The sequence below is a fragment of the Micromonospora sp. A202 genome, assembly GCF_006715105.1.
GTDB classification, from domain to species: Bacteria; Actinomycetota; Actinomycetes; order Mycobacteriales; family Micromonosporaceae; genus Micromonospora; species Micromonospora zamorensis.
Map to the genome: position 1 here is coordinate 1797966 of NZ_VFMP01000001.1, position 21450 is coordinate 1819415.

Here is a 21450-nt window from a genome sequence, read left to right on the forward strand (position 1 = left end):
GCTGGTTGAGGGCTTCCCGCGCCGATGCCTGAGCCGCCCCGCAGGGTGCACCCCATCTGTCGGTGGTCCTGTAGAGCTGCCCCATATCCGGGGCAGCTCGACAGGAGCCGGACACACCCAGGGCCTGCCAGGGAAGCGACACCGAAGCGCCGCAGGGTCGAGCGCGAGACGATCCCGCTGCGCCGCGGACGACGCAGCGGGATCACGCGGTCAGTGACAGTTGCCGGTGCCGCTGTCGTTGTAGGTCTGCCCGGCCACCGGCACGAACTGCCAGTCGTAGCTGCCGGAGTGCAGGGTGAACTTCAGGACACCCCACGCCGAGCTGTTGCGCGCCTCGCTGTTGGGCTGGATGGTGCCGAAGCCGTAGTGGCTCGCACCGCCCATCCCGGCGACGAAGCTGCGCATGCCCCGGCTGGCGTCTGCGCCGCCGGAGGGGTTCATCGGGGCGAACCGTTCGTACACGTGGTTGTGCCCCCACACCACGACGTCGGCGTTGTGGTCGTAGAGCGCCTGGTACAGCGGACGCGTCGACGTCGACGGCGCGTGGTTGGAGCTGGACGTGAACAGCGGGTGGTGCCAGTACGCGAGCGTGCACGGCTTGCTGCTGGCGGCCAGGTCCGCGCGCAGCCACTGCTCCTGGGTTGAGCCGGCCGACATGCTGATGTTCGAGTTGAGCGACACGATGTGCCAGTTGCCGAGGTCGAATGAGTAGTAGCCACGGCCGCTCGGGCCGGCGGACGTACCGAAGTAGTTGTAGTAGCCGGTCGCTCCCGACGTGTTGTAGTCGTGGTTGCCCGGCGACGGGCGGGTGCGCGTCTTGTGTCGACCCCAGGTGGGCTCGTAGTAGCTGCTGAACTGCGACGCGGTGCCGCTGTCGTAGACGTTGTCGCCGGTGGTGAAGACCGTCCCCTGGATGTTGTCGAGCAGCGTCGCGGTGGCGCTGTCGCCGGAACCCGAGTCGGCGATGTCGCCGGCACCGACGAACACCGGGTCCCCGGACGGGGGTGGCGTGGTCCCGGTGGTGACCACCAGCTGCGGGGCGTCGGCCCCGCTCTCGCGGGTGTCGTAGTAGGCGCCGTCGCCGCTGGAGGAGGTCGCACCGAAGCTGTACGTGCCGTTGCCGGTGACCGCCGCCGTGACGTCGACCTCGTACCAGGTGTTGCCGCTGACCGCGCCGACCGTGCCGAGCGTGGCCCCGTCGATGGTCGGCTGGTTGTTCCAGGTGGTGCCGGTCTCGGACCACGTCGTGTTGGACATGCGGCGGAACGTGCCACCGGCGTCGCTGCCGCTGTTGCCACTGATCGTGCGCAGTCGCAGCTTGGCGCCGGTCACCGTGCCGCTGACGCCGCTCACCGTGAAGCGCAGGAACGAGCGCCGCACCGGCGAGTTGTCGACCACGATCTGCGTTGACGTGCCGTAGCTGGTGGAGGCCGTGTCGCTCTGGACGTAGGTGTCGGCGACCGGCGTGAACGTCACGCTGGCCGCCGACGCCGCGACCGAGCCGGTGAGGACGACGGCGGCGCTGGCGACGACGAGCACCGCGGCCGTTGCCAGCGTCAGCGGTGGGCGGGCGAATCGAGTGTCCATCCAGGACCCCTTCTCTGCGGGTGGAGAGCGCAAGGAATGTAGGAAGGCCGATGAACCGACGCACTGCCGCCAGATGAACAGTACGCTCAAACAGCGAAACTTCTCGATGTTTGTCACCTGTTCATCCGTCGCATGTCTGCGAGACGCCCACCGTCCCTTGCGGCCCCTCCGACCCGGTCGCCACGATGGCTGACCGTCAGTCGTCGACCCGAGGAGATGCTCGTGTACCTGTCGACCGTCTCCCGGCCGGCCGCCGAGGAACCCGGACCCGGACCCGGACCCGGACCACGGCGCCGGCGGTTCGCGTTGGTCAGCGGCAACGTCGTCGCACTCGGCACGGTCAGCCTGATCACCGACATCTCGGCCGAGATGGTGGCCGCCGTCCTGCCCCTCTATCTGGTGCTGGGCCTGCAACTCAGCCCGGTGGCCTTCGGCGTGCTCGACGGCGTCCACACCGGCGCCACCGCCCTGCTGCGGGTCGTCGGTGGCTTCGCCGCCGACCGGTTCCGGCGGCGCAAGCTGATCGCCGGCATCGGCTACACGCTCTCGGCGGTCGCGAAGCTCGGTCTGCTGCTCGCCGGCCGGTCGATACCGGCGATCGGCGCCGTCATCGCCGTCGACCGGCTCGGTAAGGGTGTACGCAGCGCGCCGCGCGACGCGCTGATCACGCTCTCCAGCCCACCCGAGGCGCTGGGTCGGGCGTTCGGGGTGCACCGGGCGATGGACAGCTTCGGGGCGTTCCTCGGGCCGCTCGCCGCGTTCGCGGTCCTGCTGGTCGTCGGGCAGTCCTACGACGCGGTCTTCGTCACAAGCTTCTGCATCGCCGCCCTGGCCGTGGTCGTGCTCGTGCTCTTCGTCCGCGAGCGTCCGGCCGGCGAGCCGACGGAGCAGCCGAGCGACCGGACCGAGCAGCCGAGCGACCCGACGGTCTCCGTGCGCGAGGCGTTCGGTCTGCTGCGTGGCGGGCCCGCCCGCCGACTGGTGCTGGCTGCGGCGATGCTCGGGTTGGCCACCATCGGCGACGGCTTCGTCTACCTGTTGCTGCAACGCCGGGAAGACCTCGGTCTGCGCTGGTTTCCACTGCTCGCGGTGGGGACCAGCCTGGCCTACCTGCTGCTCGCCGCCCCGCTCGGCGTACTCGCCGACCGGATCGGCCGCCTGCCCGTGGTGATCGGCGGCTACGCCGCCCTCGGCGCGACGTACCTGCTGCTGGCCGGTCCGGTCGACGGTTGGCCCCTGATCGCGCTGACGCTGGCCCTGTACGGCGCGTTCTACGCGGCCACCGACGGCGTGCTCATCGCGCTCGCCGGCCCGGTGCTGCCGGCGCGGCTGCGGACCACAGGTATCGCGCTCGTGCAGACCGGGCAGGCCCTGGCGTACCTCGTCTCCTCCGTCCTGTTCGGTCTCGCCTGGCAGTCGTGGGGACCGGAGAACGCGATCCGCGCGGCGGCCATCGCCGTCGCCGGGGTCCTGGTCGGCACGCTCCTCCTGCTGGCCTCCCCGTCCCGCCTGATCACCCGGAAGGTGCCCCGATGACCGTGATGTCGACCCGAGCCAAGATCGGCGTGGTGGTCGCCTCGGCCTTGCTGCTGGGCAGTGTGGCGGCCGGCTATGTGGCCATGGCGGCGGAACCGGCCCCGCCGCCGCCTCCCGCCGCCGGCGACCAGGCGGTCACCCTGACACCCGGCCCGCGCCTGTTGGCGATCACCGACCGGTACGTGTCCACCGTCGCGACGGCCGACCCCGCCGGGTCGCGTACGGTCTCGGGCCTGGAATGCCTCCGGGTGTACGCCGCCGCCGGCACCGGTGTCTGCCTGAAGCCGGAGACCGCGTGGTCGTACCAGATGGTCGTGCTCGACGCGGCGCTGCGCGAGACGCGGGCGATCAGCGTGCCGGGCCTGCCGAACCGGGCCCGGGTCTCGGCCTCCGGCCGGATGGTCTCCTGGACGACGTTCGTCGGTGGCGACTCCTACACCTCCAGTGGCTTCTCCACCCGCACCGGCATCCTCGACACCACCACCGGCGCCACTGTGGCCTCGCTCGAGGAGTTCGCGATCACCCGGGACGGCCGGAGCTACCGCCACCCGGACGTGAACTACTGGGGTGTCACCTTCACCGCCGACGACAACCGCTTCTACGCGACCATGTCGACCGGGGGCAGGAGGTATCTCGTGCGGGGTGACCTCGCGGCCCGTACGGTCGAGACGCTGAAGGAGAACGTCGAGTGCCCGTCGCTGTCACCGGACGGCACCCGGCTCGCGTTCAAGGAGGCGATCGACGCCGACCCGGCGAAGGGTTGGCGTCTCTCGGTCCTCGACCTGGCGACCATGCGGGTCACCGCGACGGCCGAGACGACCAGCGTCGACGACCAGGCAGCCTGGCTCGACAGCGCCACGCTTGCCTACACGCTGCGGGAGAGCGACGGCCGCCCGGACGTGTGGAGCGTCCCGGCCGACGGGTCAGGGGCACCGAAGCTGGTGATCCCCGGGGCCGAGTCGCCGTCCCCACTCAGCTGACGGAACGTGCTGCACCGACGACAACGACGGCAACGCGTTCGACCAGGTTCAGACGGCGTTGTCAGGCTCGCCGCTGGCGCTGGCCACCCCGTCGTCTCCGCCGAGGGACGAGGGGGTGGCCACGGCGCGCAGCGTGATCGACTCATCGTTGTGGTCGACCTCGAACAATGTTCCGGCAGGGAAGGCCGCCGACGTCTCGGGCGGCAGCTGGATCGTCCCGTCACCGGCCACCACGGCGAAGTCCCGGCCGTTACGCCCCTCGGCGCCGACCCGGCCGTCGCGGATGGTGACCGCTCGGCCGAGTTGGGCGCCCACCTCGCCGTCGTGGGTCACCACGACCACCGTGGTGCCCCGCTCCGCGTTGACGGTGGCCAGCGCCGCGAGCACGTCGTCGCGACCGGCCACGTCGAGCTGACTGGTCGGCTCGTCGACCAGGAGCAGGCCGGGCCCGGCGGCGAGCCCCTGCGCCAGAGCGGCCCGCTGGCGCTGCCCCGGGGTCAGGTCGCTCACCCGCCGTGCGCCGGCACCGGCGAGACCGACCAGGTCCAGGATCGCCTCCGGTGGGTCGAGCCGGCGTCCGGCGAGGCGCGCCGCGGGTCGCTGCGCCAACCAGATGTTGCGCGACAGCGACAGGTACGGCAGCAGGTTGCGTTCGGCGCCCTGGAGCACGGTGCCGACCGTGGCCCCGCGCAGGGCGGCCAGGCCCTTGGAGGAGAGTCGGGACAGCTCGTGGTCGCCCACGTAGACCCGCCCGGCGGAGGGTTGCATGAGCCCACCGAGGATGGCCACCAACGTGGACTTGCCGGAGCCGGACGGACCCACCAGCGCCAGCATCTCGCCGGCTGCGATGTTGAGGTCCACGCCGGAGAGCGCGACGACGTCACCGGTGGCGGTGGGGTAGATGTGGATCAGCCGGTGGCAGGTGACCGCGACACCCCCGGCTGGCTGTGCGGCGGTCACCGGCTCGTCCTGCCGCGCGGCGGTCATCGACCGCTCCGGCGGCGCACCGAGGCGGCGACGATCCGACCGAGCACGACCGCCGTGAGGGCGAACAGGATGACGGCCGGCACCGCGAACAACAGCAGCCGGCCGACGTCCGGCCAGTCGGGTAACGGGACTGGTGAGCGGCCGTCACTGAACAGACGCTGCCCGCGCCGGGTGAGGAGCCAGATCACCAGGGTGACGAGAGCACCCGATCCCACCGCGAACACGACCGGCCACCCGTAACCGCCACGCACAGCGCGTGGTGGCAACCCCTGCCGACGGAGGGCCACCAGCATGGCCACCCGGGTGCGCTGCTCGGCGGAGGCCGTCGCCACCATGCCGGCCGCCCCGATCAGCACCCCGGCCAGCGCGGCGAACACGTTGAAGCGCAGCGCCAACGCCGCTCCCTGCCGATCGAAGTCCTCTCGTACGCGGGTGATCGTCTTCTCACCTCGCACGACCAGACCCTGTGCGCGAAGCCGGTCGAGGACGTCGGCGGGAGCCGACTGCGCCAACCAGACCTCCTCGTTGCCGTTCTGACTGGAGACGGCGAGTCGGTCCGCGTACTCCAGGTCGACGATGAGGCCGGAGCCACCGAGTCGCGGCAGGCGGTCGGCCAGGCCTCGAACCGACCCGTTGGTCGGTGTCCCGTCGACACCGTCGTACGGATGAGACCCGCCGAGCCCCGTCCCCTTCGACCGGGTCAGGTAGACGGGCAGCGGGAACGGCGCATCGACGACACGGACGCCGGCCGGCCTTGCCCGGTAGGCTTCGGAGATATCGAGGACCAGCCCCGCCTTGGTCCCGCTCGCGGCGTTGAGATACGTGTCGTTCGGATCGAGCAGCCGCCACCGTTGCAGATCGGCGAGTTGCGCGCCCGTCAGCACGACAGTCTCGCCTCCGCCGTCGGCTTCGGCGGTGCGCAGCTCCTCGAACTGGACCCTGAGTGGCCGGGGCACCACGGGAGCGTCGATTTCGATCTTGACGAGCCGGCACTCCTGCGCGCACTCGGGCACCTGGAGGACGTAATCATTCTGGCCGGGCTGGATGTCGTCGCGGGGGAGGACCACCCGGGTGCCGTTCCGCCCGGAGATCGTGATCGCGAGGCGGACCCGGTTCCCGTCGAAGACCTCGGCGTCGAAGTCGGCGGAGATCGCCACGGTGAGCTGTCGGCCTCGCAGCGGCACGGGTGCCCCCGGTGCGGCTGGGCGGATCTGTCGTGCGACGTCCGCCAGGGACACGCCGTAGGACGGATGCGGCGCGGCCACCGTCGCCAGCCGGTCGGAGTCCACGGCCAACAGCGGCGTGCCGGCCACGTCAGGCGAACCCGACACCACGGCGGCCATCGCGAATGTGCCCTCGGGATCGACCGCCCGCACGGCTGTCAACAGGTGTGAACGGGAGGTCGCGTCGACCTCGACGACGCGGGGCGCACCGACCTCGACCGCCGCCCGGTCGCGGTAGGCAGCCGAGGCGACCTCACTCGTCGCGACGGTGAAGGCGAGCATTGCGACGACAACGGTGAGCAGGGCGATCAGGGGTCGGAACCGCGGTTGCCGGGCCACCTGCACCAGGGCGAGGCCGACCGCCGTCCGGCCGCGCAGGAGCAGCTGCGCACCCACCGCGGCTCCGGCGATCATCGCGACCCGCGCCAGCAGCACACCTGCGGCGAGCGCTCCGGCGACCGGCGCCACCAGCGCGAGGCCGCTGGGCGAGCCGCCGGAGCGTAACTGCACCACGGCGGCTACAGCGATGGACACCGCGACGACGTCACCGATGGTCGCCCGCCATCCTCGTACCCGTGCCGGCACCCGGCGCAGCAGGTCGACGACCGGCGCGGACATCATCCGAGCCTGGGCCAGCAGCACCGCGGCGAGTGCGCCGACGGCGCCGATGGTGGCGAATCCGATCGTGGTCGCGTCCACCGCGACGTCGGCGTGGGTCGGCAGGGTGTGCGCGGCGAGCAGTTGGGCAGCGGCCAGACCGGCCAGGCAGCCGAGGGGAATCGCGACCAGCACGGGCACGGCGTGCTCGCCGATCGCCAGCGCCCACAGTCGGCGGCGCTGCACCCCACGGAGCAGGAGCAGGCCCTGCTCCGGTCGCCGCTGGTCGGCCGCCGACGCAACAGCGACGAAGAGGACCAGCCAGCAGAGCAGGACGAGCAGCCCCGCGCCCAGCGTCACGCCGTCGGCCAGTTGCCCGCGTTGCAGCGTGACGCGGTCCAACAGACTGGGCAGGGTGGTGCCGGCGCCGAAACCCTCACGCTCCCCGTCGCGCTGCACCACGGCGATCGCCGCCTGCAGGCCCTCTATCGATCGGTTGTCCAGCAACTGCTCGGTGGCGTAGAGATCGGCCGTCGACCGGAAAAGGATCACCTGCTCGTCGACGAGGGGCGAGGACTCGGCGCTGAAGATGGCGTCCTCGGCGCTGCCCGGAATCGACGTGCTGGTCGAGTCCGCCGGGGGTGGCCGGATGAACTCCTCGCCAAGCCAGAAGGGGTCCTTCACGTCCAGCGGCTGGTAGATGCCGGTCACCCGCACCGGCACCGCGCCGAACGTGAACTGATCCCCGACGGCGACACCGAGCCGCGCCGCGGTGTGCGTGCTGACCATGACCTCGGGGAGCTGACCCCTCGATGTGGCCCGGGGGCATGCGCCGGTCATGGTGACGCGTTCGCAGACCCCCGCCCGATAGGTCAGGTTCGAGGTCACCGTGCCGGCACGACCGGCGGCGACACCGCCACTCTGGGCGCCCAGGACGACGTCGAAACCGGCCGGCGTCAACTGCCGGACCTTGCCGGCGAACACCGTCCTGGTGGGATCGCCGGGCATCCCCGGATATTCGACGGGATCGGCGAGTCGCATCCGAAGCTCGTTCGGCTGCGCGGTGGACAGTTCGTAGCGCCACAGGGCCTGCCCGGCCGCGGCGACGTAGGTCGGTGCGGCCGCTGCGGCGGCGCTGGCGAGCACCGCGAGCAGCAGCACGGCCATGGCCTGTGCACGGCGGGCCGCGATCGCGCGCCAGATGACGGTCAGCATCAACGCCAACGGTATTGACTCCGCCGCCGGCCCGCTGCCCCGTGCGGGTGGACTGAGACCTGCCGGTTATTCGGGGCCTCAGTCGCGCAGGATCTCCGCCCGACCCTCGACGAGGTGCAGCTCCGCTTCGCAGGCCGCGGCCACCTCCGGGTCGTGGGTGGCGAACACGACGGCGGCACCCCGGCGTGCCTCGTCGTGCAGCAGATCAAGAACCCGCTGCCGATTGCCAGCGTCCAGTTCGCTGGTCACCTCGTCGGCCAGCAGCACGCCGCCGCGCAGCGCGAGACCGCGAGCGATGGCCGTGCGCTGCTGTTGGCCGCCGGACAGTTCCTCGACCAACTGGTCGGCCTGGCCGGCGAGACCCAGCCGATCCAACATCGCTGCGGTCTGCTGGCGGGCCTCCGGCGCTGCCGCACCCCCGGCGACCAGTGCCACCTGGAGGTTTTCGGTCGCGGTCAGGATCGGGGCCAGACCGTTGTCCTGCGGGACGAGGACGATCCGCTGCGCAACCGCGTGATCACGGTCGCGGAGCGCCTGCCCGTCGACAGTCACTGTGCCGTCTCGTGGGCGCAGCAGCCCGGCCATCGCGTTGAGCAGGGTGGTCTTGCCGGCACCCGACGAACCGGTCAACGCCAGCACCCGACCCGGACGGACCGTCACCGACACGTCCCGGAGGACGGCCGGCGCGTCGCCGTAGCCGACCAATACCCGTTGAAGAGTCAACATCTGCGCTCGCCCCCTCCGGTATCGGCGTTCCGCACAGTGCCACGCCCGACCGGATCGCGCAATCCTCGTGCACGGGCCGTGCAGTGCGCCAAACCGGCCCGCACGGGCGCGAATCCAGGGATGTAGAAAACCTTCGATGGGTGCGTTGACTTCGACGATTTGCTACATAACAATCAGCGTCAATATCGACGGTTGTCTCTGGGTTGTCATCCGGAAGGAGGCACCCGTGGCGGAAACCGGCGGCCCGAAAACCCATCCGAGAGTGAGGCCACGATGAGACACGGTCGACGACTGGTCGGCGGCACAGCCGCGGCCCTGTTGATGGTCACGAGCCTGATCGGGGCGGCGCCCAGCGCCTCGGCTGCGGCCGTCACCCCCGCGCTCACCGCAGCGGTGACCGCCAAGCTGCTCGGCTCCTCCCAGCTGTCCACGGCCGACGCGCGACCGGAAACCCGGATCACCGTCAGCCGCACCAGCGGCCGCTGGGCGTTCGGCACCGCTGTCGCTCTCGCGCCCCGACAGGAGGACGCCCACCCGACCGGGTCGATCTTCCTCGCCCGGTCCGAGTCCGCCGGGTGGCGGATCGCCTTCGACGGAGAGGCCGCCTTCGGCGAACTGGCCGCCGAGTCGCCCCTCATGACGGGTCAGGAGAGGAGCGTGCTCACCACCACGCCGGCCCCGATGTACGCGGGTGGCGACTACCGGACCGGGATGGCCCTGCCGTTCGGCGTCGGCCAGACGTGGACGCTCACCAGCGGCCCGCACGGCTGGGGCGGAAGCGAGTCGCCGTACAGCTCGGTCGACCTGGCCGGCGGCGACCAGGTGGTCCGCGCGGCCCGGGCCGGAACGGCGTACACGATGTGTCAGGGGTGGATCCGGGTCATCCACGACCGGGGCTACTCGACCGACTACTACCACCTGTGGAACAGCATCTCCGTCAACGGCGCCGGTGTCGGCCAGGGCGCGGTCCTCGGCAACACCGGCACCGACGTTACCTGCGGCGGCGCGGCCTACGGCCGCCACGTCCACTTCGGGCTCCGGCAGAACAGCGCGTACGTGCCGATCGCCGGCCACGACATCGGCAAGTGGGTGCTGGCCAACGGCGCCGCCGCCTACCAGGGCGGGGCGCGGCACGGGTCGGCCTGGGCCGGTGCCGGCGCGGGCCTCTACAACTACGGCGCGCTCGGCTTCAACCAGGGGGTGGTCGACGCGAACGGCGGCGGGGTGCTCACCCGACGTGCCGGGCCGGGAACCGGCTACGGCTCGCTCGGCTCGGTCGCCGACGGCGCCACCGTCACCATCTCCTGCTCCGCCAACGGCACCTCCCACACCGGGCGGTACGGCACCACGGCGCTCTGGAACCGGTTGAGCGACGGCAGTTGGGTTTCCGACGCCTACCTGTCGACCGGTGTGAACGGTCCGATCAACGGCTGGTGCTGACGAGTTCGACCACCGAGGTTGGCGGCTGACCGGCCGCCAACCTCAGTCACCGCAAGGAGAGCTGATGCCCGTTCGAAGCTTCCACCGAGGCCGGTTCCTGCTCGCCCTGACCACCGCCCTGACCGGAGTCGTCGCGGTCGCGTCACCGGCCGTCGCGGATCCCGCCGGCACGCCAGTGACGGCCGCCCCGCTGGCCGTCGCGTTCGACACCGCCGCCGCGCGGTACGACGTTCCGCGCGACCTCCTGGTGGCGCTGGGCTACGCCGAGTCGCGGCTGGAGATGCACGCCAGCACACCGAGCGCGGCGGGTGGCCACGGGCTGATGCACCTGGCGAGCAACCCCGGGGTGCGCACCCTGGACGAGGCTGCCGCGCTCACCCGGCTCAGCCCAGCCGCGCTGCGTACCGAACCCACAGCGAACGTGCTCGGGGCGGCTGCCGTCCTGCGCTCGTACGCCGATCAGGCGGGCCTCACCGCCGCCGCGCGCGACGACGTGAACGGTTGGTTCGGACCGGTCGCCCGGTACGGCGGCGCCAGCGAGCCGTCGGTCGCGCGGCTCTACGCGGACACCGTCTACGACCTGCTGCGTGCCGGTTTCACCGGGCGCGGCGAGGCGGTGGCAGGGCGGCCGGTCGCGCCCCACCGAGGTGGCCTGGAGCGGGCCGCCGTGCTCGGCGGGATCGGCACCCTCAGCACCGACTACGGGCCGGCCGCGTGGGCGCCGGCCAGCACGAGCAACTACACAGTGGCCAGTCGACCGGGCAGCCACCCGGTCACCCGCATCGTCATCCACATGACGCAGGGCTCGTACGCCGGCGCTGTCAGCTGGTTCCAGAACCCGGCCGCCCAGGCCAGCGCGCACTACACCTTCCGCTCCTCCGACGGGGCGGTCACCCAGTCGGTGCGGGAGAAGGACATCGCCTGGCACGCCGGCAACTGGACCTACAACACCGAGTCGATCGGCATCGAGCACGAGGGGTTCGTCGACAACCCCGCCTGGTTCACCGACGCGATGTACCGCGCCTCGGCCGCGCTCACCCGGAGCCTCACCACGAAGTACGGCATACCCAGGGACCGGGCGCACATCATCGCCCACCGTGAGGTGCCCGGTGCCACCCACACCGACCCGGGCCCGAACTGGAACTGGACCTACTACATGCAGTTGGTGAACGGGGTCACCGGCATCGGCTCCGGCACGGTGAACACCGAGGCGTCCAGCCTCAACGTGCGCTCCGGCCCCGGTGCCAGCTATCCGGTCGTCGGCTCGGTCGTCGACGGCGCCACCGTCTCCGTCTACTGCCAGGCCGTCGGCAGCACGGTCACCGGCCCGTACGGCACGACCTCCGTCTGGAACCGGATCGGCACCAACCGCTACGTCTCCGACGCCTTCGTGCTGACCGGCTACGACGGGTACATCCCGAACGTGCCGCGCTGCTGAGGGCACACCTACGACCGCGACCGCTCAGGCGGCCGCCGACGAGCCGAAGAGCAGGTCCAGTTGGGCGTCCAGCGCGTCCAGCGCCTGCTCGGCGGTGTACTGCCCGCCCAGCAGGTAGAGGCCCAGCCCCTCCATCAGCGCGAGCAGGCCGGCCGCCTCGGCGGCGTCGCCGGTGGGCAGGACGCTGGCGATGAAACTGGTCAGCTGCATGGTGTCGGCGCGCAGACCGGTCGCGGACGCCGGTCGTACCGCTGTGTAGGCGAGGAAGGCCAGCGCCACCCGCCCGTCGTCACGGGTCCGGTCGTCGAGCGGCAACAGCGCGGCGATCATCGTGCGCAGCAGCAGCCGGGGGGCGGGATTCTCGCCCAGGCGCGCCAGGGCCTCGGCGACCCGGATCTGGCCACGTTCGCGGACCACCGCCATCGCGAACGCCATCATCTCGTCCTTGGTCCGGAAGTAGTGCTGGACCATGCCCGCGGACACGCCGGCCTCGGCAGCAACGTGACGGAGGCTGACGGCCTCCAGGCCCTGATCCGCGGCGACCCGCATCAGCGCGTCCGCGATGAGGGTGCGTCGCTCCTGGTGATCGACCTTCTTGGGCATGGCCTCGATCGTTTCACAGTGGGTGACCCGGACACCCCGCTGGCGCGGCGGCGGTCACCGGCTGACGGTGGTGCTCGCGGGGGCGCCGCGCGCGCTGCGCAGGAGGCCGTCCGGGTCGTCGGCGTACAGCCGCAGCTCGTCCACGGGCGTGGACCCGGTCTTCGCCAGGTCGAAGGCCAACGGCCGGCGCAGCAGGACGTCGATGCTCGTCTGGCTGCCGACGGAGACGGACACCACCCGATGGTCGCCTTCCTGCTCGACCTGCACCGACCTGCTCGACGGCAGCGAGCGGTGACGCTTGCGCAGGGCCTCGACGTCGGTCCACGGGATGAAGATGTCGATGCCCGAGCTGAGCCGTACCCGCAGACCCCGGTCGCCCACGATGTGCGGGTGGATCGTCATGCTGGCGAACAGCCCGATCATCCAGAGCAGACCCCAGATGCCGAGGCCGAGCACGATCCAGCGGGCGGGCCGCCACGGCACCACGTGGGTGACGACGACATCGAAGATGGGGATCTCCACGACCGACAGGCCGATGAAGATGCCCAGGATCGGCTTGACCACGCCGAGGTAGCCGAACGGCTCGTCGCCGGGCTCCAGGGGCAGGGGGCGGCGCCGGGCCCAGACGTACAGGCTGCGCCAGGTCGCGGCCTCGGCCTGGGCCGCCCGGCGCAGCAGCGGGCCCACCCGCGCCCTGGTCGGTGCCGTCGTGTCGGTCATGGTCGTCCTTCTCGGTAGGAGCCGACGGTCAGTGGACCGTGATGGTGCCGGCGCCACCGTCCACGGTGACGAGCTGTCCCGTGGAGATCGTCCGGGTGGCGTCCGGTACGCAGATGACGGCGGGAATGCCGTACTCGCGGGCCACCGTCGGACCGTGCGCCATGATCGCGCCGGTCTCGGTGACCAGCGCAGCGGCCGTGAGGAACAGCGGGGTCCAGCCGGGGTCAGTGGTCGCGGCGACCAGGACGTCGCCGGGCTCGATGTGGGCGGTGCCCGGATCGTGGACGACCCGGGCCGGGCCGGTCACCCGGCCCGCCGACGCGCCCACGCCGGCGAGCGTCCCGTCGCTGACGGGCCGCGCCGGCAGCAGGGTCTCCACGTCCGTGCCGTCGGAGAGCAGCGCCACCGGCACCGTCCTGCGACGCAGCTCCCGGCGGTGCACCGCCCGTCGGGCGGTGACGGTCCCGCGCGGATCCACACCCTGGTGTACGGCGGCGTGCACCTCGTCGAGGGTCAGGAACATGATGTCGTCGGGCTGGTCCAGTAACCCCGAGCCGTGCAGGTCGGCGCCGATGAGCAGCAGTTGGCGGCGCGTCTCGCGCAGCGGGTACAGCCCGGCGAACTTGCCGGCCTCGCGCAGGCCGGCCAACGACCGCGCCCGGCGCAGCAGGAAGCCGGCGATGCGGCCCCGCACCGGGCGCCGACGGCGGGCTCGCGCGACCATTGCCGTCAGCGACGCCTCCGCTGTGCCGGCGGCCCGCTGGAAGCGCTGGTCGGGGCTCTGCCGCGGATCGGTAACCCGCAGGTAGTTGGCGACCGCGGCGAACACCGGCGTGGGGTCCTCCGCCCAGCGCGGCACGCCGACGTCGACTTCGGCGACGCCCCGGTGACCGTAGACGTCGAGGAAGGTGGTCATGCCGATGTCGGGCAGCGTTCCGCGCAGATGGCGCGCGGCCAGCTCGGCCGGCGGGGTGTCGAGGAGGAGCTGACGGTGGTCGCCCGCGCCCTGGGCGAGCCGCCACAGGGCCAGGTCCATCTCGATGGTGACGTTGTGCGGCATGCCACCCAGCACGGTGTGGATCTCGTCCGGGGCGGCGACGCCCTTGAGCAGCGCGGTCGGCAGCGCGGCGGCGAGCATCCCTGCCACGATCGGCCACATGATGGCGTCGGCGCTGTCGTCGGAGTCCTGCGCCTGCACGAAGCGCAACCGGTCGGCGGCGGTCCGCAGGTCGGCGGGGGCGGCCGACCGTACCCTCATCTGCTCGATCGCCTCGAACATGCGGGTCCGTGCTGCCTCCGGGCGGGCCAGAGCCCGCAGAATCCCCACCACCGCGCGGCCGGCCGTCCCCAGCGACGCGGCACCCTGTGCCCCACCGCGCCCGGCCACGCCTCTGGTTGGGGCGAACCGGGGGTCCGCCAGCACGTGCTGCATCACCGCCTGGGCGCGCGGCCCGAAGTCGACCGCTAGGAGCTTCACCAGTCGCCTGCGGGACGACCTGTCTCGCGCCAGGTCGCTCAGGTCGCCGTAGAGCCGGCCACCGATGTCGACGATGTCGACCCGCACGCCGAGCGCGGCGAGCATCGCGGCGATCTGCGTCCGCAGTGTCGACATGCCCATCGGGGTGACCGGTTGCAGCATGCCCTGGACGTGACCGAACTCCAGGTAGACCCGGGGGAGGGGCTCCCCGGTCCGTGGTGGGAGGGGGAACAGGCTGGATATCGGCCGGGACTGCAGGAGCCACAGGACGTCGTCGGCGTCGATCGCCCACTCCACGTCCTGGGGGGAGCCGAAGTGGGCCTGCAACCGCTCGCCAGTGGCCCGCAGCTCGGCCAGGTGTGCGGAGGTCAGGCATCCCGTGTCGTCGCGTGGGAAGCCGTCGAGGACGTAGTGGTCGACGGTCGCCGCGCCGTCCACCACGGTCGTCCCGAGGCCGGCAGCGGCGTCGACCGCCATCTCGTCGCGACGCCCGGTCAGCGGGTTCGCGGTGAACAGCACCCCCGCCACCGTGGGCGTGATCATGCGTTGCACGACGACGGCCATCCGCACCGTCTGATGATCGATCTGGCGGGCGTCGCGGTAGGCGGTCGCCCGGTCGCTGTGCAGCGAATCCCAGCAGGTCTCGATGGCGGCGATCAGCTCGGCGGTGCCCGTGACGTTGAGGACGGTGTCCTGCTGCCCGGCGAAGCTGGCGTCGGGCAGGTCCTCCGCGGTGGCGCTGGAGCGCACCGCCACCGGGCCCGCCCCGAGCCGCTCGTAGGCGGCGACGACCTCGGCCGTCGGGATGACGCCGAGTCGGTGGGCCTCGGCGGTGACGCAGAAGCCCTCGGGGACCCGTTCACCGCGCCGGATCAGCTCACCCAACCCGGCGGCCTTGCCCCCGACCAGGTCGAGCATCTGGGTGGTCGCCTCGGACAGAGCGATCACGTGCATGGGGCCCACTCTCGTTGCAATACGACTGCATTGCATCCGACCGTACCCCGTTCACGATGCGAGTGCAATGTCTCCTTCGGTCGGGCGGCCGGGAGCGGAAGCGTTGCCGGCGTCTGCCATGCTCGGGCCGGTGACGACCGGCCGCCCCGACACAGCCCGCACCCACCGCCGCCCTCGAAACCGCACCGTCCGGGTTCTCCTTGCGCTCGTCGCGGTGGCGGCCGTTCTCGGCGTCGCGCTGGTCGTGGTGCCGATGCTGCGACCGGCGGGTCCTCGCCCGCTCTTCCAGATGCCGGTCAGCTGCGGCGAGACGTGGCAACTGGGCACCTACCCCGGCCACGACGACTACGACGTCGACCTGTTCCCCACCGAGGGCGAGGCGTGGGGGCGGCCGGTGCTCGCGTCGTACGCCGGCACGGTCACGGTGGCGGGCATCAACGGCTCGCTCGGTGGCCGTACCCCGGACAACCCCGACGGCCCACGGGGGCGGGGTGGCGGTTACTGGGTGAAGATCGACCACGGCGGCAAGTGGGAGACGCAGTACCTGCACATGCTCGAACCACCGCTGGTCGAGGTCGGTCAGAAGGTCGCCCAGGGTGAGCAGATCGGGCGGCTCGGCAGCACCGGCAACTCCGGCGCGCCGCACCTGCACTATGAGCAGCGACGCGGCTGGGACAAGGTGGAGACCCACTTCGACGGGGAGCCGTCGACCATCACCACCGACGACCGCGAATACACGGTCAGGCGGACGAGCAACAACTGCCCTGCGGCCGTCTCCTGAGGACGGCAGTTTGCCCCGGTGTGCCTGGGGGCACTGGTTCGGGAGACATTCAGACGCAGGGAGGGAGCCGGCCATGGCCAAGGGTGACGTCGAGACCTACCAAGAGGACGGGCAGTGGAAGAACAAGCCGGAGGGCAACGAGCGGGCCAGCAGCACGCATGACGTGAAGGCCGACGCGCAGGCCCAGGGCCGCGAGATGGCCGCCGACCGTGGCGTCGAACACGTGATCAAGAAGCAGGACGGCACGATCGGGGAGAAGAACACCTACCCCCGCAGTCGTGACCCCCGTGACATCGAGGGCTGACACAGCTCGTTTTTCGTCCACTGACCTCCTCGGCATCGCCGGGGAGGTCAGTTGGCTTTCGCGGCCTGTTGGTGGCCGGCTGGGCCGTCCGGCCATCTCCGTCGTACGGGGAATGTGGACGTTTTGGGGGGATATAGTCCAGAACGGGACTGGAGTGAAAGCTGGGAGTGGGCATGTCGTTTTGGGGCCGGCGTCGTCCGACCAGCACCGCGGCGCTGGTCGTCGTCGTGATCGCGGGGGTCCTCGCGTTCGCGCCGCAACCGGCGTGGGCGGCCGGGTCCGTCCTGTTCGACCAGCCGTTTCACAACAACACAGCGAACGGCCTCGGCGCTGTGGCGGTGCCAGGTGTGCCCGGCGCCTCCGCGACCAACGCCGCCTGTCTCAGCGCGGCGGGCAACTCGACCACCGGACCCCTGCTCAGCTGCCTCACCTCCACCGACCCCCAGGGCGCGGGCAAGCTGCGCCTCACCCCCGCCACCGTCACCCGCCAGGGTGGGGTGGTCGGTGCGGTGAGCGTGCCGACCTCACAGGGCCTGCACCTCACCTTCAACACCTACCAGTACGGCGGCAACAACCCGGGCGCGGACGGCCTCGCGTTCGTGTTGGCCGCTGTCGACCCGGCCAACCCGAGACCCCCGTCCACCCTCGGCCAGCCGGGCGGGTCACTGGGCTACTCGGCAGCGTTCAACGGCGCCTCGGTGGGTCTCTCCAACGGTTACCTCGGCATTGGGCTGGACGTCTTCGGCAACTTCAGCAACAGCACGTACCAGGGGACCGGGTGCACGAACCCGCCGTACATCTCGACCACCAACGGTCGGGTCCCCGGCCAGGTCGTGGTGCGCGGACCGGGCCGCAACAGCGTCGGCTACTGCGCGATCAACAGCACCGCCACCAGCACCTCCTCGGCCGCACTGGCGTTGCGGGCCGCCACCCGGGCCGCCTCGGTGGTGCCGGTCGAGGTGGTCGCCAACACCACCTCGTCCCCGTTCACCACGGACACCGGCATCACCGTTCCGTCCGGTCAGTACCGGGTCAGGTTCACCCCGGTCGGCGGGTCGGCGCGGACCTTGGCCGGCAGCCTCCCGGTCGTGTCGCCGAGCCTGTACCCGTCGCCGACCTGGCTGAACGCCAGCGGCTACCCCCGGCAACTCGCCTTCGGATGGGTCGCCTCGACCGGCTCGGTCACCGACTTCCACGAGGTCGACAACGCACGGGCGGTCAGCTTCAACCCGGTACCGGACCTGAACGTGTCACAGACCAGCGCGGTCGGAGCCAACCCGCAGCCCGGCGACCCGGTCACCTACTCGATCACCGCAGGGGTCGACGCCGGGGCCACCGAGACGTCGCCGATCACTGTCACCCAGACCGTGCCCACCGGTGTCCTGCCGCGCGGCGCGTACGGCTCCGGCTGGGTCTGCGGCGCCCCGTCCGGGCAGACCATCAGCTGCACCAACAGCAACGGCCCGTTCGCCGGTGACACCTCGCTGCCGCCGATCACGGTCGCGGCAACCGTCACCGGCGCAGCGGTGACGCCGTCGCTGATCCAGACCACGACGGTGGCGACCTCGTCCTCGATCGACGCGAACCCCGGTTTCTCCACAGTCACCACACCCGTCGCGCCAGCCACCGCACCCCGTGGCGTCACCGTCACCCCGGACCAGAGCTCGGTCTCCGGGGGAATCGCGGTCACAGTGGGCGGCAGCAACCTCACCGGAGCGACAGCGATCACCATCGGTACGGCCGCCGAACAGCAGGCAGGCACGTCGGTGCTGCTGTTGCCGTGCACCTCCGGCCCGGCCGCCGGCTGCTTCACAGTGAACCCGGGCGGCACCCTCGGCATCTCCTCCATGCCCGCCCGGTCCAGCCCGGCGACGGTCACGGTCAGCGTCGTCACCCGAGGCTCGGCGGGATCGGCGAGTTACGTCTACGCGTCCGCGCCGGGCACCCCGACCACACCGACCGCCGCAGCGGGCGTCACCAGCGCCACAGTGAACTGGACCGCGCCGCCGGACAACGGCAGCCCGATCACCGGCTACCTGATCACCCCGATCCGCGACGGGATCGTCCAACCGGTCCTCTCCTTCGACGCCTCCACCACAAGCCGCACGTTGACGGGACTGACCCCTGGCGCCTCGTACGCCTTCCGGGTGGCGGCGGTGAACGCGTACGGCACCAGCACGGCCAGCCCGGCCTCGGCGGCCGTGGTCCCGTACACGCTGCCGGGAGCACCGACGATCACCTCGGCCACGGCGGGGACCAACGCCGCCACGCTGACCTGGACCGCCCCGGCCAACGGGGGCTCGCCGATCACCGGCTACACAGTGACGCCCTACCTCGGCGACGTGGCGCAGACACCTCAGACCTTCAGCGGGACCGCCACGACCCGGATCGTCACCGTGCTGACCGCTGGCGCCACGTACACCTTCCGGGTGGCCGCGACCAACGCCGCCGGGACCGGTCCACAGTCGACCGCCTCCGGGTCGGTCACGGTTAACGCGGCACCGACGTTGACCTTCGCACCACCACCGCCCGGCAGGGCGTACGACCCGTACCAGTACCAGCTGACGGTGACCGGCGGGACGGGTCCCTTCGCCTGGGCGGTGAGCGCCGGGAGCCTGCCCGCCGGGCTGACCCTCGACCCGGTCACCGGTCTGCTCTCCGGTACGCCCACCGTGTCCGGAACATTTCCGTTCACCGTCCGGGTGACCGACTCGTTCGACCAGTCGGCGACCCGAGGAGTCGAACTGGTCATCAGCCCGCTCGGTGGGCTCTCCATCAGCGTCCCGGCGATCTCCCCGCTCGGCACCGCCAGCGCGGGCACGACCGGCGTCTCGGGCCAACTCGGCCCGGTGACCGTGACCGACGATCGCGGGCCGTTCTCCGGAAACTGGGTCAGCGTCGTCTCCAGCACGAACTTCACCACGGGCTCCGGCTCGGCCGGCGAGACGATCCCGAGCAGCAGCATCACGTACGCCTCCGGTGCGGCGCTGACCACCACCGGCGTCGGCACCTTCGTCCCGCAGGCCGGAGCGGTGCTGGACACCACGCGTACGGCTGGCAGGTGGTCCGGCCAGACCGGCGGCCCGAACTCCGCCACCTGGAGCCCGACCCTCTGGGTGACGCTCCCGCCGGGGGTGGTGGTCGGCGACTACGCGGCGGTCGTGACGCACTCGGTCATCTAGATACCGCGGCGCCAGGGCTAGGCCCTGAGAAACACCACTGCCCGGCCGTTCCTCGGGAAACGGCCGGGCAGTCTGTGTGGACCGGAGGTCAGGCGAGCCGGGTGCGTTGTCGGCGGACGAGATACCAGCCGGCAAGGGTGACGAGCACCGACAGGGCGATCCCGCCGACCGCGTAGACCAACCAGTTCGGCCCGGCGGAGTTCGCGACCACCATCGGCGCCGCGACGGGCAGGCTGATCTTCCCGGTCGCGGTGCGTTCGACGATGCCGCTGACCAGTTTCGCGTGCACGTCCCAGGACCCCGCGGGCAGGGCCTGGTTGACCTCGATCTGGACCTGGCCGCTCTGGCCGGGCAGGATCGTCACGCCGTTGGTCACCTTGAACGGGCCGGCCTGGACCGCCGCCCTGGTCAGCGACAGGGTGCCGGTCATGTCCAGCGCGCGCTCGCCGGTGTTGGTGACCTTCGCGGTGATCATTGCAAACTCGCCGGGTCCGGGTTCCGCGGCCAGCCCGTCGATGCGGAAGTCCGTCGGCGGCTCGCCACCCGGACCGATGTCGAGGTAGACCCGGATGCCCACCCGGTGGATCTGGGTGATGTTGCCGGTGCGCTCCTTCGCGCTGGTGACCTGGGCCCAGATCGCCCCGTACCGCTCACCCTTCGACGCCTTCCTCGGCACGGCGATCCCGACCTCGACCGGCCGTCGCTCGCCCGGGTCGAGCTCGATCCCGGAGGTCTTCAGCCGGATCCAACCGCTGAGTTCGTTGCCCGCGCGTCCCTCGGGAACGGTGAAGGCGTTGTTTTCGACCGACGCCGCCCCGGAATAGAAGTCAATCTTCTGTGACTCGCCAGAGTTGTTCTCCACCTCGACCCGACGGTTGATCGTCGCCCCGGGCTTCAGGTGATCCACTATGTAGACCTGGGCCCGGGGATCCTGCACCCTGCTGGCGGGGATGTCCAGCATGCGGATGCTGATCGCGGCGTCCTCGGCGGGCTCCTGTCGCTGCTCCCGCACGGCAGCGGCTGGTGCCGCCGAAACCCCGAGCGCCACGAGGGCGACCGAGGCCAGCAGCACCAGCCGGCCGAGCGGGTCAGAAGACCGAATGTGTCACCGTCCCCGTGTAGACACCCTGGACGGTGCCGACGGGCACGTTCACCACCAGTGTGGGGTTCCAGGTGGCGAAGTTGTTTCCCGTGCCACCGGTGTGGCTCATCGCCGTCCGTGGAACGTTGACGATCACCTGCTGGGCGGCGGTGGGCTGACCCGGCGTGAAGGTGCCGCCGCCGGCGGTCGCCGTGGCGGGGCCGGACCAGTACAGGACGTTGATGTTGGGGATCGTCTCCCCGGAGCTGCCGCCGCCGGTGACGAAGTCGGTGGAGGTGACGTTGGCGGTCCAGTTGGGGGTGAGCGCTCCACGCTGGTCCAGCACGGTGACCGGGCCGAGTTGACCGGAGATGGTCGTGCCCTCCACCCCGTTGCCGATGTTCGCGGTCGCCGGCACCGTGATCGACAGGCCGCCGGCCGCGTCGACGGTGAGGGTCACGATCGTGTCGCCCGTCGTGTCCGCGGCGGCCGGCCCGGCGAGCGCGACAACGGCGGCAACGCCGGCCAAGCCCGCGAGAAACTTTCTACGCATCGAGTCTCCTTCTGTCCTGAATGACCATGGGAAGCAGTTCGAGCGTAACTACGCAAATGCCCCATA

16 protein-coding genes are annotated in these 21450 nt (G+C 71.3%); 7 read left to right on the plus strand and 9 right to left on the minus strand.

Features of this window, described 5'->3' with window-relative positions; translation table 11 throughout:
• Window positions 1-210: 210 nt before the first annotated feature.
• The gene (locus FBZ33_RS08335) at window positions 211-1587 is read right to left on the minus strand and encodes a DNRLRE domain-containing protein (RefSeq protein WP_141908592.1); all 1377 of its coding nucleotides are present in this window, start codon (window positions 1585-1587) and stop codon (window positions 211-213) included.
• A 222-nt stretch (window positions 1588-1809) separates the two neighbouring features.
• Between FBZ33_RS08335 and FBZ33_RS08340 the strand changes: the two genes are divergently transcribed.
• Window positions 1810-3123 carry an MFS transporter gene (locus tag FBZ33_RS08340; protein ID WP_370452997.1) on the plus strand — a complete coding sequence of 438 codons (1314 nt, stop codon included), beginning with the start codon at window positions 1810-1812 and terminating at the stop codon, window positions 3121-3123.
• Complete coding sequence (locus tag FBZ33_RS08345) at window positions 3120-4103, plus strand: PD40 domain-containing protein (RefSeq protein WP_141908594.1); 984 nt, start codon at window positions 3120-3122, stop codon at window positions 4101-4103. The genes FBZ33_RS08340 and FBZ33_RS08345 overlap by 4 nt, the downstream gene beginning before the upstream one ends.
• A 48-nt stretch (window positions 4104-4151) precedes the next feature.
• On the opposite strand, the gene FBZ33_RS08350 is transcribed toward FBZ33_RS08345, so the two are convergent.
• The 3 genes from FBZ33_RS08350 to FBZ33_RS08360 form a co-directional block, all read right to left on the minus strand.
• Window positions 4152-5090: an ABC transporter ATP-binding protein gene (locus tag FBZ33_RS08350; RefSeq protein ID WP_141908595.1), complete on the minus strand. Its 939-nt coding sequence runs from the start codon at window positions 5088-5090 to the stop codon at window positions 4152-4154.
• Window positions 5087-8125, minus strand: coding sequence for an FtsX-like permease family protein (locus tag FBZ33_RS08355; RefSeq protein WP_141908596.1), 3039 nt, complete (start codon window positions 8123-8125; stop codon window positions 5087-5089). Before FBZ33_RS08355 ends, FBZ33_RS08350 begins: the two co-directional genes overlap by 4 nt.
• 78 nt (window positions 8126-8203) lie before the next feature.
• Window positions 8204-8851 (minus strand): ABC transporter ATP-binding protein, encoded by a 648-nt coding sequence (locus tag FBZ33_RS08360; protein ID WP_141908597.1) that lies wholly within the window; start codon window positions 8849-8851, stop codon window positions 8204-8206.
• Window positions 8852-9124: 273 nt separating this feature from the next.
• On the opposite strand from FBZ33_RS08360, the gene FBZ33_RS08365 reads away from it, so the two are divergent.
• Both FBZ33_RS08365 and FBZ33_RS33295 read left to right on the plus strand, forming a co-directional pair.
• The gene (locus tag FBZ33_RS08365; protein ID WP_247667847.1) at window positions 9125-10291 is read left to right on the plus strand and encodes a peptidoglycan DD-metalloendopeptidase family protein; all 1167 of its coding nucleotides are present in this window, start codon (window positions 9125-9127) and stop codon (window positions 10289-10291) included.
• Between the two features lie 64 nt (window positions 10292-10355).
• Window positions 10356-11729 carry an N-acetylmuramoyl-L-alanine amidase gene (locus tag FBZ33_RS33295; RefSeq protein ID WP_185755249.1) on the plus strand — a complete coding sequence of 458 codons (1374 nt, stop codon included), beginning with the start codon at window positions 10356-10358 and terminating at the stop codon, window positions 11727-11729.
• A 24-nt stretch (window positions 11730-11753) separates the two neighbouring features.
• Here the strand turns inward: FBZ33_RS33295 and FBZ33_RS08375 are convergent, their stop codons facing one another.
• The 3 genes from FBZ33_RS08375 to FBZ33_RS08385 are packed head-to-tail and all read right to left on the minus strand — an operon-like array spanning window position 11754 to window position 15483.
• Window positions 11754-12332: a TetR/AcrR family transcriptional regulator gene (locus tag FBZ33_RS08375; RefSeq protein ID WP_141908598.1), complete on the minus strand. Its 579-nt coding sequence runs from the start codon at window positions 12330-12332 to the stop codon at window positions 11754-11756.
• Between the two features lie 54 nt (window positions 12333-12386).
• Window positions 12387-13052, minus strand: coding sequence for a hypothetical protein (locus FBZ33_RS08380; protein ID WP_141908599.1), 666 nt, complete (start codon window positions 13050-13052; stop codon window positions 12387-12389).
• A 28-nt stretch (window positions 13053-13080) separates the two neighbouring features.
• A complete protein-coding gene (locus FBZ33_RS08385) occupies window positions 13081-15483 on the minus strand; it encodes a PEP/pyruvate-binding domain-containing protein (RefSeq protein WP_141908600.1) in 2403 nt (800 codons plus the stop codon).
• A gap of 118 nt (window positions 15484-15601) precedes the next feature.
• Between FBZ33_RS08385 and FBZ33_RS08390 the strand changes: the two genes are divergently transcribed.
• From FBZ33_RS08390 to FBZ33_RS08400, 3 genes are all read left to right on the plus strand, one after another.
• Window positions 15602-16264 (plus strand): M23 family metallopeptidase, encoded by a 663-nt coding sequence (locus FBZ33_RS08390; protein WP_141912510.1) that lies wholly within the window; start codon window positions 15602-15604, stop codon window positions 16262-16264.
• A 73-nt stretch (window positions 16265-16337) separates the two neighbouring features.
• Window positions 16338-16568: a DUF2188 domain-containing protein gene (locus tag FBZ33_RS08395; RefSeq protein WP_099851838.1), complete on the plus strand. Its 231-nt coding sequence runs from the start codon at window positions 16338-16340 to the stop codon at window positions 16566-16568.
• A gap of 173 nt (window positions 16569-16741) precedes the next feature.
• Window positions 16742-19750 carry a fibronectin type III domain-containing protein gene (locus FBZ33_RS08400; RefSeq protein ID WP_141908601.1) on the plus strand — a complete coding sequence of 1003 codons (3009 nt, stop codon included), beginning with the start codon at window positions 16742-16744 and terminating at the stop codon, window positions 19748-19750.
• Window positions 19751-19838: 88 nt separating this feature from the next.
• Here FBZ33_RS08400 and FBZ33_RS08405 read toward each other — a convergent pair whose 3' ends face one another.
• Both FBZ33_RS08405 and FBZ33_RS08410 read right to left on the minus strand, forming a co-directional pair.
• Window positions 19839-20822, minus strand: a complete 984-nt coding sequence (locus tag FBZ33_RS08405) for a hypothetical protein (RefSeq protein ID WP_141908602.1) — start codon at window positions 20820-20822, stop codon at window positions 19839-19841.
• Between the two features lie 16 nt (window positions 20823-20838).
• Window positions 20839-21384 (minus strand): hypothetical protein, encoded by a 546-nt coding sequence (locus FBZ33_RS08410; RefSeq protein WP_141908603.1) that lies wholly within the window; start codon window positions 21382-21384, stop codon window positions 20839-20841.
• Window positions 21385-21450: the final 66 nt, after the last annotated feature.

Bases quoted from the DNA above. Each gene is read 5' to 3' on its own strand.
- FBZ33_RS33295 (WP_185755249.1), top strand. From the start codon at position 10,356: ATGCCCGTTCGAAGCTTCCACCGAGGCCGGTTCCTGCTCGCCCTGACC.
- FBZ33_RS08335 (WP_141908592.1), bottom strand. From the start codon at position 1,587: ATGGACACTCGATTCGCCCGCCCACCGCTGACGCTGGCAACGGCCGCG.
- FBZ33_RS08410 (WP_141908603.1), bottom strand. From the start codon at position 21,384: ATGCGTAGAAAGTTTCTCGCGGGCTTGGCCGGCGTTGCCGCCGTTGTC.
- FBZ33_RS08360 (WP_141908597.1), bottom strand. From the start codon at position 8,851: ATGTTGACTCTTCAACGGGTATTGGTCGGCTACGGCGACGCGCCGGCC.
- FBZ33_RS08400 (WP_141908601.1), top strand. From the start codon at position 16,742: ATGTCGTTTTGGGGCCGGCGTCGTCCGACCAGCACCGCGGCGCTGGTC.
- FBZ33_RS08345 (WP_141908594.1), top strand. From the start codon at position 3,120: ATGACCGTGATGTCGACCCGAGCCAAGATCGGCGTGGTGGTCGCCTCG.
- FBZ33_RS08380 (WP_141908599.1), bottom strand. From the start codon at position 13,052: ATGACCGACACGACGGCACCGACCAGGGCGCGGGTGGGCCCGCTGCTG.
- FBZ33_RS08355 (WP_141908596.1), bottom strand. From the start codon at position 8,125: ATGCTGACCGTCATCTGGCGCGCGATCGCGGCCCGCCGTGCACAGGCC.
- FBZ33_RS08395 (WP_099851838.1), top strand. From the start codon at position 16,338: ATGGCCAAGGGTGACGTCGAGACCTACCAAGAGGACGGGCAGTGGAAG.
- FBZ33_RS08385 (WP_141908600.1), bottom strand. From the start codon at position 15,483: ATGCACGTGATCGCTCTGTCCGAGGCGACCACCCAGATGCTCGACCTG.
- FBZ33_RS08350 (WP_141908595.1), bottom strand. From the start codon at position 5,090: ATGACCGCCGCGCGGCAGGACGAGCCGGTGACCGCCGCACAGCCAGCC.
- FBZ33_RS08390 (WP_141912510.1), top strand. From the start codon at position 15,602: ATGCTCGGGCCGGTGACGACCGGCCGCCCCGACACAGCCCGCACCCAC.
- FBZ33_RS08365 (WP_247667847.1), top strand. From the start codon at position 9,125: ATGAGACACGGTCGACGACTGGTCGGCGGCACAGCCGCGGCCCTGTTG.
- FBZ33_RS08375 (WP_141908598.1), bottom strand. From the start codon at position 12,332: ATGCCCAAGAAGGTCGATCACCAGGAGCGACGCACCCTCATCGCGGAC.